The sequence below is a fragment of the Vibrio renipiscarius genome (genome assembly GCF_000827885.1).
GTDB classification, from domain to species: Bacteria; Pseudomonadota; Gammaproteobacteria; order Enterobacterales; family Vibrionaceae; genus Vibrio; species Vibrio renipiscarius.
Genome location: NZ_JTKH01000005.1, coordinates 35,369 through 50,620, shown reverse-complemented (window position 1 = coordinate 50,620; position 15,252 = coordinate 35,369). Strand labels below are relative to the sequence as shown.

The following is a 15,252-nucleotide window of genomic DNA, read 5'->3' as shown; positions in this document are numbered from 1 at the left end:
GAGTCAATTTGAGAGCGTTAAGTTTACTGAGTTTGATGATGCAAATCTTCTACAACGCGATCAAACATTGTGATCACCTGAGCACTCGTGATGCGATTCATCGCTTTTTCATCTTTCGCTCTGGTACGCCAATCTAAATCCACGCTGTATTTTCCTGTTTCATCAAAGATGACCTCTTCATAAACGGAAACAGTGTAGTCTAAGTAGCGATAAGGGCCGACACGTTTAGGGTTGTGGTGAGCATATAGACCAATAATAGGTGTTTGCATGGCGTTTGCCATGTGAGCTGGTCCTGTATCTGGCGCGATAACCATATCAACGATATCGATTAAAGCCAGCATTTGCATGATGCTGCTTTCTCCCACTAAGTTAAGGCATGGCTCAGTAAGTAATGTTTGAATATCTTGCGCTAAATCGATTTCTACTTGAGCTGGACTACCCGCTAGAATAACATTCCAGCCGAGTTGGCGAGCATGCTGAATGACGTCGACATAACCTCGGGCGTTCCAGTTTTTGTAAGCTTTACTTGCTCCAGGTACAACCAATAGGTTTGGTTTTTCGAGGTTAATGTTTGACTCTGCCCACTGTTTGTCAGCATTAGCGTAATGCAGTGACCAATCAGGTTCATTAAGCTCTACACCAATTTGCGTCGCGAAGGCCATTAAGCCATCGACCACATGTAAGGATGAGGGAGAGGGTACTTTACAGTTGGTAAACAGCGTCTGAAAGTCTTGGCTACGCTGTTTATCAAAACCGAGCTTATATTTGGCCTTAATACCAAGGGTCGCAATGCTGGCACGAATCGCGTACTGCATGTGTAATAAGGCGTCGAACTCTCGGTCTTTCAGCTGTTGCCACAATGCTTTGTAGCCTTGCCAACCGGCTTTTTTATCAAACACAATGATTTCAATGTTTGCTACTGCTGCCAGCAATTGCGCTTCAAGCTTGCCTGTTATCCAGGTTATTTGGGTATTTGGCCATTGCTTTTGAATGGCTTGCACCGTTGTGATGGTATTACACACATCACCGATAGCAGATAGCCTTAAGATACAAAGAGATTGCGGGGCTGATTCGAACAACGGCATGAGAAAAACTCTATCAAAATGACCAACAAGAATTATGCAGTTGGGCTAAGGGAATGTAAAATAAAACTACGAAACGAAGTAGGTAGAGATAATGCAAACGCTCAAGTTTGATAACCAAGTCGTGTGGTTTGATGAATCACTGATTGCAGAAGAGCAAGTAAAACAGGCCTTTGATGCTAGCTATTGGCAAGATCAAGACAAAGTGGTTGGCAGCGCTACTGGGCGCGGTACCACTTGGTTTATCCAACTCGACTCGATGCAGGGGGCGTTGCGCCATTACCGACGTGGCGGATTATTTGGCAAACTTGTTAAAGACCATTATTGGTTTTCTGGCTGGGATAAAACGCGCAGCGCAGCAGAGTTTTCTTTGCTATTTAGTCTGAGAGAAGCTGGAGTTAATGTACCTAAGCCTATTGCCGCTCGTGCGGTTAAATCAGGGCTCACCTATCAAGCCGATCTTTTGAGCGAACGCATCCCTGAGGCAAGAGATCTTGTAAGTATTTTGCAGGAAAAACCATTACCAGCGGAAATCTACCAACGAATTGGCCTCGAAATCCGCAAAATGCATGACGCTGGCGTGAATCATACCGACCTAAATATCCATAATATCCTGCTAGATCAGCAAGATAATGTGTGGGTTATTGATTTTGATAAGTGTCACCAGCAAGAGGGTGACACTTGGAAGCAAGCTAATTGGGATAGATTAAAGCGCTCTTTTGAAAAGGAATTAAAGACAAAAGAAATCCATTGGAAACAATCTGATTGGCTCTGGCTTGCTTCCAAATAAGTGATGTTATATTTGTTTGGTAATCTCAATGATCTCAGTGGTTGAAATGGAAGGTGTTCGAGGGAAGTAAACTACTTCACATATGTCGTTGAACTCATCAAACTTACCTTTCCAATCATCACCCATTGCGAGTACGTCAGCTTTAAAAAACTCGATGTATTCTCGTTTTTTTTCAAGAGAATGCTCAACAAACACTTCGTCAACAAACTTTAGAGATTGAATGATCTTTACTCGACTTTCTTGATCATAAATAGGATTACGATTTTTTTTCGAAAAATTGAGTTGGTCACTTGATACTCCAACAATGAGAGTATCCCCAAGGCTGGCACAACGCTCAAGAATATTGACATGACCAATATGGAAAACATCGAAAGTTCCAAATGTGATAATGCGTTTAGACATGATTATTTCGCTCCTCTAAGTCAAAACATACTTCTATTGGATTATGGCAAATTTGGTCTTCTTTCTTAGGAATCACCATATAGTCACCATATTTATCCGTGAGATATTTCTCAATGTTCTTTGGGCATGCGATAGTAATGTCTTCAAAGGGAAGTTGCTGTAAAGGGTAGAGGTCTTCTACATGAATTGCATCTTTAAAAGGTGCATGACCAATAATTTTAGTCCCTTTACCATTATGTTGTCGATGTTTGTTATCTATATCTTTAAATAGCTCAGTAGAGGACTTGAATCCATAGATGGCTTTGTAGAATAGAGTTTTCGCTACTTTAGCTAAAGAGCTACGTTTTCGTTTTGAAAGTAATGTGCGGCGGAATTTACGGGCTGCATTATCAATAAGCTTTTTTTGATCCAATAAATCATCGGATACTTCATCCCATGGAAATATATCGATAAAAATACCGTGATTAATATCAAATGTACTCATTCTATTTTCAATAAATAAAGTATTAGTATCTCTTACTTTACTAAAATAAAGAGAGTACTCACTCTCAGTGCTAAAGTTCTGAATAAAAAGATTTGTTGGTAGCTTGCCTTGAAGCTTTAAAAAACGGTCATAATCATTCCTTGGCATCGCAATATCAATATCATCATCCCAAGGAATAAAGCCTTTATGTCTTACTGCACCTAGAGCGGTACCTCCGATGGCAAAATAAGTTAAGCTTTCCTCTTCAAATAGCTCGATCAATTGTTTGATTATTTTGACTTGATGTAGTTGAACTTGACGCGTTGTATTCATAATTTACTCGAGAAGTTTAAGCGTTTTTTCTATAGCACCGCCATACAGAGACATAAAACTCTCACAGCGTTGTTTCGTTTTAGTTGGGTTTTGCTGCCATAGTTGTTCTATTGACGTTGCAATTTTATTTGGTGCTGAAGCAATGGTAACTAAATTATGCTTTAGCAGTGATTCAGTAATATCTTGAAAGTTAAAGTAACTTGGCCCGGTTACAGAGGCAATACCTGCGGCTGTCGGCTCTAGTAGGTTGTGTCCGCCTACCTTATGGCCGAGTAAGCTCCCTCCCATAAAGCACGCGTCAGCAGTACTTAATAGCGTGAGCATTTCACCCATAGTATCTGCGAGATAGATCTGTGTATCAGGTTCTATATTTACCGCTTTAGTTCTTCTCTCGACTATAAAATCTTCTTTAGCGCATAGCTGTGCCACCTGATCAAAACGCTCGGGATGTCTAGGGACAATTATCAGAAGCGCATTTTTTCGGTGAGCTAAGATAATTTTATGGCTATCCAACATTATTTCATCTTCACCAGCGTGAGTACTTGTTGCGATCCAAACTGGACGAGTCGGGCCTATACTTTCCCTTAAGATCTTGCCTTGCTGTTGGATCTCCTTGGAGATTTTTATATCGAATTTAATCGAACCAGTAATTATAAGCTTGTCTTTATCTACTCCTAATTGAGCAAATCGTTCAGCATCCGCTTGGGTTTGGCAAAGGATTTTGCTGATCTTGCAATGCATATGACTAAATAGATGCTTAATCATTGCGTAATTATGGAATGATTTTTCAGACAGCCGTGCGTTGACAACTATAATAGGGATATTGTTTTTGTGGACTTGATTAAGCGTATTTGGCCAAAGTTCAGTCTCAATGATCAGTAGTTGCTTTGGATTAATCTTGTTGATGAAAGATTGCACGGCACAACTGAAGTCAATGGGCATATAGCGATGCTCTACCATTTCACCAAGTTTGGCTATTTGTGCCGCGCCAGTGCTGGTTGTTGTAGTGACTATAATTGCCTGTTGAGGTTGTTTCTCTTTGATTGCTTTGATTAGCGGGGTTGCCGCAATGCATTCACCGACAGAGACCGCATGAATCCAAATTGGCTTAGTGGGACCAGTATAGGCTGGGCACCACCCAAAGTGCTCTTTCCAGCGAGACCCAAAAGTTGGTTTATTGGGGCGTTTACGATATAAACCAAATAGTAATAATGGTGCTGCTAATATTAATAGTAGCGTGTACAAGGTTCGGGCTAACATGAGCTTATCGTCAATGACTCTAATTTATGAATACTAGAAATAACGGAGTTAGGTGAAAGTTCAGTCAAACATTTTAAATGCTGAAACTGACATTCACGCTTAAAACAAGGGCGACACTCGATATCAGTAGATAGAATTTCAACTCGATCTGTTAATGGTGGTGTATATTTGGGTGAAGTTGAACCATACACAGCCACGACGTTACATTCTACAGCGGCAGCGACGTGCATTAAGCCTGAGTCGTTAGCAACAACAGTTTTACACAGAGCGAGCAAGTCTACGGCTTCAATTAGACTCGTTTCCCCGGCCAAGATATGAATACTTTGCTGGTGCTCTTTCCCAGCTAGAGCGCGAATTTTTTCACAGGTTTCTTTATCTTTATTTGAGCCAAATAGCCAAATGTGTCGGCCTGCTTCGCTCATAGCTTTAGCGACATTAGCATAGTGTTCTTCAGGCCATTTTTTTGCCGGACCAAATTCTGCGCCAGGGCATAAACCAACAATCGATTTCGAAGTATCTAAGCCAAACTTATGGACCGTAGCGTCTTGTATAATCTTATCTATTTGCAGCTTTGGGCGTGGCAACGAATTTAGTCCACCAAGGGAAGAAGAATCGTTCATATGTTCTTTGGGATAAGCGAGTGCTACGTAGCGCTCAACCATATATTGAAATGATTTCATGTTGGGTCTTAGATCATTCAATAACCCGTAGCGAATTTCCCCTTTCCAACCGGTTCTCATTGGAATGTTTGCAAACCAAGGTATCAGCGCTGATTTGGCTGATTTAGGTAAAATATAAGCGTGATCATAGTGACTGTTACGTAACATTTTACCTATTCTACGTCTTGCAAAAAAGTTGAACTCACCGTGACCAATAGGCATATCAATTGCTTGATTTACTTCGGGCATTCTTTCAAGAATTGGCTTACACCAACTTGGTGCGATGACATCAATCAGACTGTTAGGGTTTTGTTGCTTTAAAACAGAGTATAAAGGTTGAGACATAACCATATCACCAACCCAAGACGGACCAATAATTAATATTTTCATGACGAATGAACTCGTGAATTATTATTACTAGAGAATACGGCGCCGGCAAAGATAGCGACGCCGACAGTAAAGAAAATGATACCGGAATGATGAGCAAGGTAGTGCTGGGTTAAACTAAAACCGATAACAGCAGTAACATGAACCGCCCCAGCAAGAGCCAGATAGTATCTATCATTGTACATGTTTAGAGTTCTAATTTTTTTTAAAAATAAAAATAACGGAACACCAAAAAAGGAAAGGATAACAGCAAGTCCAATTCCTCCTTTTGTTTGTAGTTCTTCAAAAAATTGATTGTGAGCGCGGTTATATTTTAAAGCGATAGGAGCAACAATGCCTTGCTTGATTTGTCTTTCTTTCGCAATTTTCACCCCATCAAACCCCTGTCCGAATATCGGATTTTCTTTTGCTGAATACAGAGCTGATTTCCACATTTCAATGCGAGCCCCCGAGGAGCTATTTGAATTTTCAGCTTTATATTTTTGCAAATCTGAAGCAAAGGAATCAATTCTGACTTTGACATTAGGGTATGCAAAAGTAAGGCAAATTAATGTGGAGAATAGCGCTACCCATCGCGATCTATTAGAAAATTGTTTTCTATGAACCCAGAGTAAGGCGATGAGAATGAATGGCAGCGGAACCCATGCTCCACGCACTCCTGAAAGTAGCGTTGTTGTTAATCCTAAAATAACACCAATAGCAGCAGAAATAGTTAAGGCTTGATCATTTATAGATTTTGCGTAGAAAAAAGCAACAATAGATAAAAGGCTTAAACTACAAGCAATGCCACCCGCCTGAATGATCATGTGTCCCACACCATTTAATGCTCTTCCCCCAAGTAGAAAATAATGATAAATAGCAACAAGACCTGCTAAGTTTGTACCGATTGCCACTCCCCAAAATAGCCATTTTGTTTTTGGAGGGTATTGCGTAACATAAAGTAAAATTACAACACCTAAGATAGAGCGGCTGGGCATGTCTAATTGACTTATGTCACCACCATAAATAAATAATGATAGAGCTGAAATTAAAAAATAGGCCACCATTGCCGTGGATATCATAACGATATTACTATTTTTCAATGCGGGCATGGTTTTATACAAAGCAACCATCGCTATTAGAGCTAATGGTATAAATGCATATTTATAACTCGAAGAACTTACCAGTATACAAGAAAAGAAAAAAGTACAGAGGAAAGTAGACAAGGTTGAGGTTATAGATTTTTTAGTCAACATGGTACGTGTTCTTGTTATTTCCAAGTTTTCCAATCATTCTCGTAGCGAGATTTGAAAAGATTATAATAGTTACTATCATCTTGTTGAGTCAGCAAAAGTTGCAAGATCCACATGTATTGCTCAGGCTTTGGTTCCACAAAATGTTCAATAGCGTTATTCATGGCGCGCGCATCTGCTTGATCTGATGATTGAAGTTCGAGCGCTGGTAACACTTCAATTGAAAACTGTCCCGTTTGCGGATCGATAGACGCAAATAGAGGTACAATATGTGCCTTAGAGAGCTTTGCTAACTTGCTTAAGCCAGGAAGTGTCGCTTTGGTTGTCGCAAAAAAATCGACAAATTCACTAAGGTCGGCGCCATGGTCTTGATCTGGCAGGTAGTACCCTAAGTAACCTTCTTTTATCGATTTTATGAATGGTTTGATTCCGCTAGAACGCTCGTAAACTCGACCTCCATATTGAACTCGCTGTCTATGCATTAACCAGTCAGTTACGGGGTTTTTTTGTTTTTTCGCCATGGCAGAAACGGGCATATCCATCGAGGCTAACATGACTGCGGGAATATCAATCGCCCAAGAGTGAGGGACAAGTAATATCACGTTTTCGCCCGCATCGGTTAGCTTAGTGAGGTTATCCTTGTTTACAAATTCACACTGTTGTTGCAACCAGGATTTGGAACGTAACGATAGCAATGAAAAGCGAAGAATGAATACGCCTGCCGTGTAGAGCATTTTATAAACGAGCTCCTCACGTTGCTCAAAACTCATCTCTGGAAAACAGAGCTGCAGGTTGACTCGCGTACGATGCGCGGGGCCCTTTTTTGATTTTGATAGTTTACTCGCTATCTTTTTTGCCAGCCATTGATGAAACGACAATGGGAGTAGTGCAATAGGCACTGAGATTATGGCACCTAGCCAAGTTGGCCAATATTTAGGGGCTAAAAAATGCCATTCAAATGTTGGGTTATAGGCTTTTTCATCAAAATCGTTGCGGGGAGCTGCAGACATAGATTGCTCAATAAGCGCTTAGCGCAATAGTTAGTCAAACGTATTATCAAAAAGTGTATCACGCAATGAAAGGCGATTCCTAGAGCATGGCTCATAAGGTGAGGAGAAAGGTTATCCCTCACCTATATTAGAGCGTTGCGATCTTAATCGCTGCCAAACAAATCGCGTGTGTACACCTTGTTTGCAAAAGGCTGTAATTCATCATTCATACGATTGGAGACAATGGTATCGGAAAGTTTAATGAATTCGTCAAAATCGGTGATAACTCTTGAGTTGAAGAAATGTTCCTCTTGAAGAGCGGGTTCGTAAACTACCACTTCCACGCCTTTGGCTTTGAGACGTTTCATGATGCCTTGAATAGAGGATGCCCTGAAATTATCGGATCCTGATTTCATCACCAATCGATAGATGCCTACAGTCTTCGGATTACGTTTGAGAATGCTCTCAGCAATAAAATCTTTACGCGTTCTATTGGCATCCACGATCGCACCAATAATGTTGTTCGGCACTTCTTGGTAGTTAGCCAATAGTTGCTTGGTATCTTTTGGTAGGCAGTAACCACCGTAACCAAACGATGGATTGTTATAGTGATTACCAATTCGAGGGTCTAACCCCACACCTTCAATGATTTGTCGTGAGTCTAAACTATGCGCTTCGGCGTAAGAATCTAGTTCATTAAAGTAGGCCACTCGCATGGCGAGGTAGGTATTGGAAAAAAGTTTTACCGCTTCTGCTTCCGTCGAGTTCGCTAGTAGAACCGGAATATCTTCTTTTTCAGCGCCTTCAACGAGTAGGTTCGCGAATACCTTTGCACGCTCACTTTGCTCACCCACAATGATGCGTGATGGATAAAGATTGTCATACAATGCTTTACCTTCGCGTAGAAACTCAGGCGAAAAGAGTATGTTCTGGCAATTTAATTCCTGCTTGATACGTTCAGTGTAGCCAACAGGCACCGTTGACTTAATAATCATAACTGCTGATGGATTAATTTGAATGACGTCTTTAATCACAGCTTCAACGGATGATGTATTGAAGTAGTTGGTTTGAGGATCGTAATCAGTGGGTGTGGCAATTACGACAAAGTCAGCCTCATTATAGGCTTCTGCTTTGTCGGTGGTTGCTTTGAAGTTGAGCACCTTTGAGGACAAAAAATGTTCAATTTCTGTATCCACAATTGGAGATTGTTTCAGATTAAGCATGGCTACTTTTTCTTGCACAATATCAATAGCGACAACATCATGCCGCTGTGCCAGTAGCATAGCATTTGATAGGCCAACATAACCTGTTCCTGCAACCGCAATTTTCACAGATTGATCCTCAATATTAATTTTGTATGACGCAGATTTTAAGTCGATTTAGTCGTTAATGAGCGCCATATATTCAGCAACACCTTCAGCGACCGTTTTAAATTTATGCTCGCAACCAGCAGCACGAAGTTTGGTTAAATCCGCTTGAGTGAATTCTTGGTACGCGCCTTTTAGGTGTTCTGGGAATGGGATGTTTTCCATTTCACCTTTACCATGGTGTTTGATGACCGCTTTCGCTACTTCTTCAAATGATTCCGCGTAGCCGGTGCCTAAGTTAAAGATACCCGACACGCCGTTTTCCATAAACCATAAGTTTACTGCCGCAACGTCACCTACATAAACGAAATCTCGCTGGAAGGTTGCGCTACCTGCAAATAGCTTGGGATTTTCGCCCGCATTCATCTGGTTGTTTAAGTGGAAAGCAACGGAGGCCATTGAGCCTTTGTGTTGCTCACGAGGGCCATAAACATTGAAATAACGGAAACCAGTGATTTGAGATAGTGTTTCACCATGTTGCTCAGCATCTTGCCAAACGCGGCGGACGTAGTTATCGAACTGCTGCTTCGAGTACCCATAAACGTTCAGTGCGCCTTCGTATTGCTTTTCTTCCTTGAAGGTATCGGTATCACCGTAGGTTGCCGCTGATGATGCGTATAAAAATGGAATCTCGCGCTCTAAACAGTAATGAAGCAATTCTTTCGAATATTCGTAGTTGTTGAGCATCATGTACTTACCGTCCCACTCAGTCGTGGCAGAGCAAGCACCTTCATGGAAAATAGCGTCGATAGGCCCGAAATTTTCACCCGACATGATTTGAACGAGGAAGTCATCACGATCCATGTAATCCGCGATATCCAGATCAACAAGATTCTGAAACTTTTTGCCATTCTTCAAGTTATCAACGACAAGAATATCATTGATGCCTTGTTCGTTGAGTGCCTTAATGATGTTACTGCCAATCATACCAGCGCCGCCAGTTACGATGATCATACGGTTTCCTATCAATTATATAAGTTCACTAAAGTATATCACTGCTGGTGTAATAGGCGCTATGAATGAAGCGATTCCAAATTAAAGTCTTTTATTAACAATCATTTGTGATGGCTATGCTTGGCAGATATAGGCGCTTTGCTTGAGCTTAAATCAAGCCCTAATTAACACAAAGTGTTTTCTGGAAGTCACGCTATCGGTAATGGTATTCCAATGCTCCTTTAGTAACGCAGGCTTGGTTATGTTAAGGCCAAAGCCCCGCATAGATTTTTTCGTTATCTAAATGACACTTTGATTTTTGGATGGTAGTAACCAGTAATCCAAACTCTGAAGCTGGGCGTCGATATAAGTGTGCCGTGGCGTATTTTTGCGGTGTGTTCATTGTGTCGTTGAGCATTGCGCCTCTTAGCGTTACCTTAAATTTTTGGTCTTAATTGTTGTTTTTATGATGTATTTTTATTAGATTGCAAAGGCTTATTTGGAGGTTTAATTTTGCCCTCTCCACGTACGCGTCCAAGTTAGTATCAATTGTGGTGTTCAATTTGCCGAAACCAAGTATTTCTATAGCTAGCATCGATGATAACGATGGCGATGCGCCTATCAAGAAAAACAGCTTTTAAGTCATTTATAAATCGATCATGGCTTGGTGGTGAGTTATAGTTTTTGTATTGAAGGTTTGTTAATAACGAATCATCGGGTGACAGTTAGTGGCGTGAAGTGCTTTGAAGCGCAATTGTTTACGTACATTAGCCCAATCTATCAATACGATAGGAAAGGGATTCGGACCATAGATGTCACCGATACACATTCAGCCTTTCTCGATGTAAGGCGTGATATCCAAACAATCTATTGATTCGTTTCATTGCGTTTGTTGGGGAGGAGCATTCTTCATAAATTGAATGATATAGAATTTTAATGTTGTTCATGTACTATTCTTTATATCGGGTGTGTTTTCGGTAATTTAATTAGTTCAAAAAGTAAGGTGCGTGTCCCCCCATTTTTTGTTAGATATTATAAACAGGGGGGCGTTAGGAGATTATAGCTAATCATGAAAAAAAAACTATTAATCATTGGCGCAGGTGGTTTTGCTAAATCGATAATCGATAATCGATAATCGATAATCGATAGTATCAACCATACTGAAGTAGAACTAGTCGGTTTTATAGATACTTATAAGCAAGGTTATCATCAAGGTTATCCGATTGTTGCTAACGACATTAATGAAATACTGAATCCTGACGATTATGTCTATTTTATAGGCGTTGGTGATTCACATTCTCGTTATAATTTTCACGAATTGCTAAAAGAAAATAAACTTAAAGTTATTAATATTATCGACTCAAGTGCGATGGTATCCCGTAATGTTGAGTTAGGTGAAGGTATTTATATTGGTAAAATGTGCGTCATTAATAGTGATTCAAAATTGCAAGATGGTGTAGTCGTTAATACCCGTTCATTGATTGAGCATGGCAATGAAATTGGTTGCTGTTCAAACATATCAACGAATGTTGTGCTTAACGGTGATGTCAAAGTCGGTGACCGCACTTTTGTGGGAAGTTGTACGGTGGTAAATGGACAAATAAAGATTGGGTCTCAAAGTATTATTGGTTCGGGCTCAGTTGTTATTCGTAATGTTGCTGATAGAGTTGTCGTTGCCGGATCTCCGACCCATTTGATTCGTAATCTCGTTTAATTATAAGAATCATTTAATTAGAGTGTAATGTAATGAATAAAATATATATTGTAGCAGAAATAGGATGCAATCATAATGGTGATTTCCATCTAGCAAAAAAGATGGTTGATGAAGCAAAAAAATCCGGTGTGGATGCGGTAAAATTTCAAACCTTTAAAGCCGATCAACTAATTTCTAAATTTGCCCCTAAAGCGGAATACCAAATAAAAGTAACAGGCAACGATGAGTCTCAATTAGAGATGACGCGTAAACTGGAGCTACCTTATGATGAATTCATTAAGCTAGAAGAATACGCGAAAGAGATCGGCCTTGATGTATTCTCAACGCCCTTTGATTTTGATTCGATCGATTTCTTAGCATCCCGTGAGCAAAAAACCTGGAAGATCCCATCGGGTGAGCTATTAAATCTGCCTTATTTAGAAAAAATTGCCCGTTTGCCAATTGCAGACAAAGAGATTGTCATTTCGACCGGTATGGCTACCGTGGAAGAGATTCAACTAGCACTGGATGTGCTTGCTAAAAATGGTATAAAGCCAGAGGATATCACTATCCTTCACTGTAATACCGAATACCCAACGCCATTTGAAGATGTAAACTTAAATTCCATTGCTGGTTTTAAAGAAAATTTTAAGAAATATAAAATTGGTTTTTCGGATCACTCGCCAGGTTATTTTGCTGGTATAGCATCAGTCCCTTACGGTATTACTTTTATTGAAAAGCATTTTACCTTAGATAAGAGTTTTCATGGGCCAGATCATAAAGCTTCGGTAACGCCTGAAGAATTAACACTGTTATGCCAAGGGATCCGTGCGATTGAGCAAGCATTGGGTAGCCATAATAAGCTGGTGACAAACTCAGAACGTAAAAATAAGATTGTGGCGCGCAAATCGATAGTGGCAAAGTTTGATATTAAGAAAGGTGATGTGTTTACGCTCGATAATATTACTACTAAAAGACCTGGTAATGGTATTAGTCCTATGTCTTGGTATGAGGTGTTAGGTAAAACGGCAGAACAAGACTTCAGTGAAGATCAATTAATTGCACATTCTGAATTTGTAGCACAAGAGGTATAGCAAATTGACTCTCAAGAAGATAGCGATTATTCCAGCGCGCTCGGGTTCGAAAGGACTAGCTAATAAAAATATTTTGATGCTATTAGATAAACCTTTGATAGCCTATACCATTGAGGCCGCAATAGATTCAGGTATCTTCGAGAGAGTCATAGTGTCTACTGACTCGCAAGAATACAAGAGTATTGCCGAGCAATATGGTGCAGAAGTGATGATGCGTAGCGACGCGTTAGCATCCGATACAGCAACCTCATTCATGGTCATTGAGGATATTCTGCAAAAAGTATCTGGTTTTGATTATTTTGTATTACTGCAGCCAACGTCCCCCTTTCGTCACGGCGCACACATTAAAGACGCTGCATTGCTTTATGAGCAGTCAGATTATGCGAATTTTTTGGTTTCGGTAGCAGAGAGTGGCAAAAATGCTGATTTAATTAAGCCGATAGATACAGATTTAAGCTTGCGGCATTTTGACTTAAATTTTAGTAATTATCGCCGCCAGAACAGTAAAGAATATAGCCCTAATGGTGCAATCTTTATTGGACGAAATCTAGAGTACTTAAATAAAAAACATTTCTTTGGTGCTGATAGTATCGCTTATATTATGAATAAAGCGGATTCAATCGATATTGATGATAAGTTAGACTTTGAATTAGCGATTAGTATTCAAACGCAAAAAAATAAGCAGCAGATATTATTAAAGACAATTCATCAGCGTATTGCCGAGAAGGAGTCTATAATGGATTCCGCGTTACCGATTACATTAATTGGCCACTCAATTTTTGATTACTGGGATATTGATGCTTTGAGTGGCCTACAGGTAAATAACCTGGGTATTGCTGGCATTAGCAGCAAAGAGTATTTAGATTTTATCTTGAAACCGAAATTACTTACTCAGTTAGGTGATAAAGTGGTGCTTTTTGCAGGCACTAATGACATCGTTATTGATGGTTGGACACCAGCGTTAACACTGAAATGGATCACTAAAATAATCAATATATTAACTGCTATCAATCCAAGTGTTGAGATTTATTTGCTTTCAGTACCACCGGTGCGGGGGCGGATAGATCGCAATAACTCTGTGATCAATGAATTAAATGATTATCTTCACGAACACCTAACCAATGTGACCTGGGTGGCATTAAGTTCGGCATTTTATGATAAATTTGGTAACTTGCCGACTGAATTTACGTATGATGGCTTACATTTTTCATCGCAAGCATACCAACAATTAGAACAGGAAATAACGGAAGTGTTGTCATGAAGAAGCTACTTTACGTAACGGGTTCGCGCGCTGAATATGGCATTATGAAGCGTTTATTACGGGCGCTAAAAGATGACAGTGAGATTGAACTAACCTTAGTTGCGACAGGGATGCATTGTGATCCTAAATATGGGTTAACTTACCAAGTTATCGAAAATGATGGTTTTACTGTCGATAAGTTAATTGATATTAAAATCGACACCTCGAGTAACGCTAAGATTTTACATTCGATGTCGATCTGCCAGAGTGAATTTGGGCAGTATTTTCAGAGCCATGACTTCGATGCCCTAATGATATTAGGTGATCGTTATGAGATTTTTTCAGTAGCAATCGCGGCAGCAATGCATAATTTACCTATTATTCATTTGCATGGTGGTGAGAAAACATTGGGTAATTATGATGAGTTTATTCGTCATGCTATTACAAAAATGAGCAAATTGCATCTAGCTTCAACAGAAGAATATCGTCAACGTATAATTCAGATGGGGGAGTTCCCTGATACGGTGTTTAACATTGGTGCTTTAGGAGCCGAAAATAGTTTATTGATGGTTCTTCCATCAAAAATTGAACTGTCAGAAAGTTTTGGTTGTTTAGATAAGCCTTATTTTATGGTTGCTTTTCATCCTGAAACATTAACGTCAGTTTCTGTTGAAGATCAAGTTAACGAACTATTAAGTGCTTTGCGGAGAGTTAGTAACAAATATGACTTTATATTTATTGGGTCTAACTCTGATACTGGATCAGATGAAATTACGGTAAAAGTTAAAGAATTCTGCAATCTAACTCAATCTCGTTATATGACATCAGTAAAACCAGAAGAATATTTAGCACTAAATAAATATTCTATTGGTTTAATTGGTAACTCCTCATCAGGTTTAATTGAAGTTCCATCGTTAAAGGTAGCAACGATTAATGTTGGTGATCGTCAAAAAGGTCGAGTTAGAGGCCAATCGGTGATTGATTGTCTTTGTATTGAAGAGCAGATTGTTAGGTCGATTGCTCTGAGTCAAACTGTTGAATTTAAAGAGCGTTTACGATTAGCGGTGAATCCATACTATCAACAACGAGTTCTTGAAACGGCGTTAATGCGTATCAAGGCATTTCTTAATACACCACTACTTGAGTATAAAGATTTTTATGATATCAATCACTAGTGTTCTCCGTTTGATTCAGTTTAAACGGAAGAACTCTAAATCGGAACGCATACACCTATTTTAGGTGATGTTTACAGTATTACGCCTTAAGTCCCTAAAATCGTGGTATCGCTTCTTGCCTTAAACTCGGCCCGTCCACTTTAACTTACCTTG

The 15,252-nt window shown here is 39.8% G+C and carries 14 protein-coding genes; 5 read left to right on the top strand and 9 right to left on the bottom strand.

The features are described 5' to 3' along the window. Positions 1 to 23: 23 nt before the first annotated feature. Positions 24 to 1,079 (bottom strand): glycosyltransferase family 9 protein, encoded by a 1,056-nt coding sequence (locus OJ16_RS02840; RefSeq protein WP_040987374.1) that lies wholly within the window; start codon positions 1,077 to 1,079, stop codon positions 24 to 26. Between the two features lie 97 nt (positions 1,080 to 1,176). Between OJ16_RS02840 and OJ16_RS02835 the strand changes: the two genes are divergently transcribed. Continuing rightward, on the top strand, positions 1,177 to 1,872 hold the full coding sequence (locus OJ16_RS02835) for a 3-deoxy-D-manno-octulosonic acid kinase (protein ID WP_408063497.1): 696 nt from the start codon (positions 1,177 to 1,179) through the stop codon (positions 1,870 to 1,872). A 6-nt stretch (positions 1,873 to 1,878) separates the two neighbouring features. Here the strand turns inward: OJ16_RS02835 and OJ16_RS02830 are convergent, their stop codons facing one another. The 8 genes from OJ16_RS02830 to rfaD all read right to left on the bottom strand — a co-directional run bounded on the left by OJ16_RS02830 (position 1,879) and on the right by rfaD (position 9,918). Beyond that, positions 1,879 to 2,274 (bottom strand): adenylyltransferase/cytidyltransferase family protein, encoded by a 396-nt coding sequence (locus OJ16_RS02830; RefSeq protein WP_040987248.1) that lies wholly within the window; start codon positions 2,272 to 2,274, stop codon positions 1,879 to 1,881. Continuing rightward, a complete protein-coding gene (locus OJ16_RS02825) occupies positions 2,267 to 3,070 on the bottom strand; it encodes a LicD family protein (RefSeq protein WP_052810297.1) in 804 nt (267 codons plus the stop codon). Before OJ16_RS02825 ends, OJ16_RS02830 begins: the two co-directional genes overlap by 8 nt. Before the next feature lie 3 nt (positions 3,071 to 3,073). Beyond that, positions 3,074 to 4,330 (bottom strand): lipid IV(A) 3-deoxy-D-manno-octulosonic acid transferase, encoded by a 1,257-nt coding sequence (gene waaA / locus OJ16_RS02820; protein ID WP_040987246.1) that lies wholly within the window; start codon positions 4,328 to 4,330, stop codon positions 3,074 to 3,076. Next, positions 4,324 to 5,379, bottom strand: a complete 1,056-nt coding sequence (gene waaF / locus OJ16_RS02815) for a lipopolysaccharide heptosyltransferase II (protein ID WP_040987244.1) — start codon at positions 5,377 to 5,379, stop codon at positions 4,324 to 4,326. Before waaF ends, waaA begins: the two co-directional genes overlap by 7 nt. Next, positions 5,376 to 6,611: an O-antigen ligase family protein gene (locus OJ16_RS02810; RefSeq protein ID WP_040987242.1), complete on the bottom strand. Its 1,236-nt coding sequence runs from the start codon at positions 6,609 to 6,611 to the stop codon at positions 5,376 to 5,378. Before OJ16_RS02810 ends, waaF begins: the two co-directional genes overlap by 4 nt. 14 nt (positions 6,612 to 6,625) lie before the next feature. After that, the gene (gene lpxM / locus OJ16_RS02805; RefSeq protein ID WP_040987240.1) at positions 6,626 to 7,618 is read right to left on the bottom strand and encodes a lauroyl-Kdo(2)-lipid IV(A) myristoyltransferase; all 993 of its coding nucleotides are present in this window, start codon (positions 7,616 to 7,618) and stop codon (positions 6,626 to 6,628) included. Positions 7,619 to 7,761: 143 nt separating this feature from the next. Then, complete coding sequence (locus OJ16_RS02800) at positions 7,762 to 8,928, bottom strand: nucleotide sugar dehydrogenase (RefSeq protein WP_040987238.1); 1,167 nt, start codon at positions 8,926 to 8,928, stop codon at positions 7,762 to 7,764. A gap of 48 nt (positions 8,929 to 8,976) precedes the next feature. After that, positions 8,977 to 9,918, bottom strand: coding sequence for an ADP-glyceromanno-heptose 6-epimerase (rfaD, locus tag OJ16_RS02795; protein WP_040987236.1), 942 nt, complete (start codon positions 9,916 to 9,918; stop codon positions 8,977 to 8,979). A 1,117-nt stretch (positions 9,919 to 11,035) separates the two neighbouring features. On the opposite strand from rfaD, the gene OJ16_RS02790 reads away from it, so the two are divergent. From OJ16_RS02790 to neuC, 4 genes are read left to right on the top strand one after another with little or no spacing between them, the layout of a single operon-like run. Continuing rightward, on the top strand, positions 11,036 to 11,611 hold the full coding sequence (locus OJ16_RS02790) for a NeuD/PglB/VioB family sugar acetyltransferase (RefSeq protein WP_201773361.1): 576 nt from the start codon (positions 11,036 to 11,038) through the stop codon (positions 11,609 to 11,611). Between the two features lie 32 nt (positions 11,612 to 11,643). After that, complete coding sequence (neuB, locus tag OJ16_RS02785; protein WP_040987234.1) at positions 11,644 to 12,684, top strand: N-acetylneuraminate synthase; 1,041 nt, start codon at positions 11,644 to 11,646, stop codon at positions 12,682 to 12,684. A gap of 4 nt (positions 12,685 to 12,688) precedes the next feature. Beyond that, positions 12,689 to 13,945 (top strand): cytidylyltransferase domain-containing protein, encoded by a 1,257-nt coding sequence (locus OJ16_RS02780; RefSeq protein WP_040987232.1) that lies wholly within the window; start codon positions 12,689 to 12,691, stop codon positions 13,943 to 13,945. Next, positions 13,942 to 15,099 (top strand): UDP-N-acetylglucosamine 2-epimerase, encoded by a 1,158-nt coding sequence (gene neuC, locus OJ16_RS02775; RefSeq protein ID WP_040987230.1) that lies wholly within the window; start codon positions 13,942 to 13,944, stop codon positions 15,097 to 15,099. The genes OJ16_RS02780 and neuC overlap by 4 nt, the downstream gene beginning before the upstream one ends. The last annotated feature ends 153 nt before the right edge of the window (positions 15,100 to 15,252 follow it).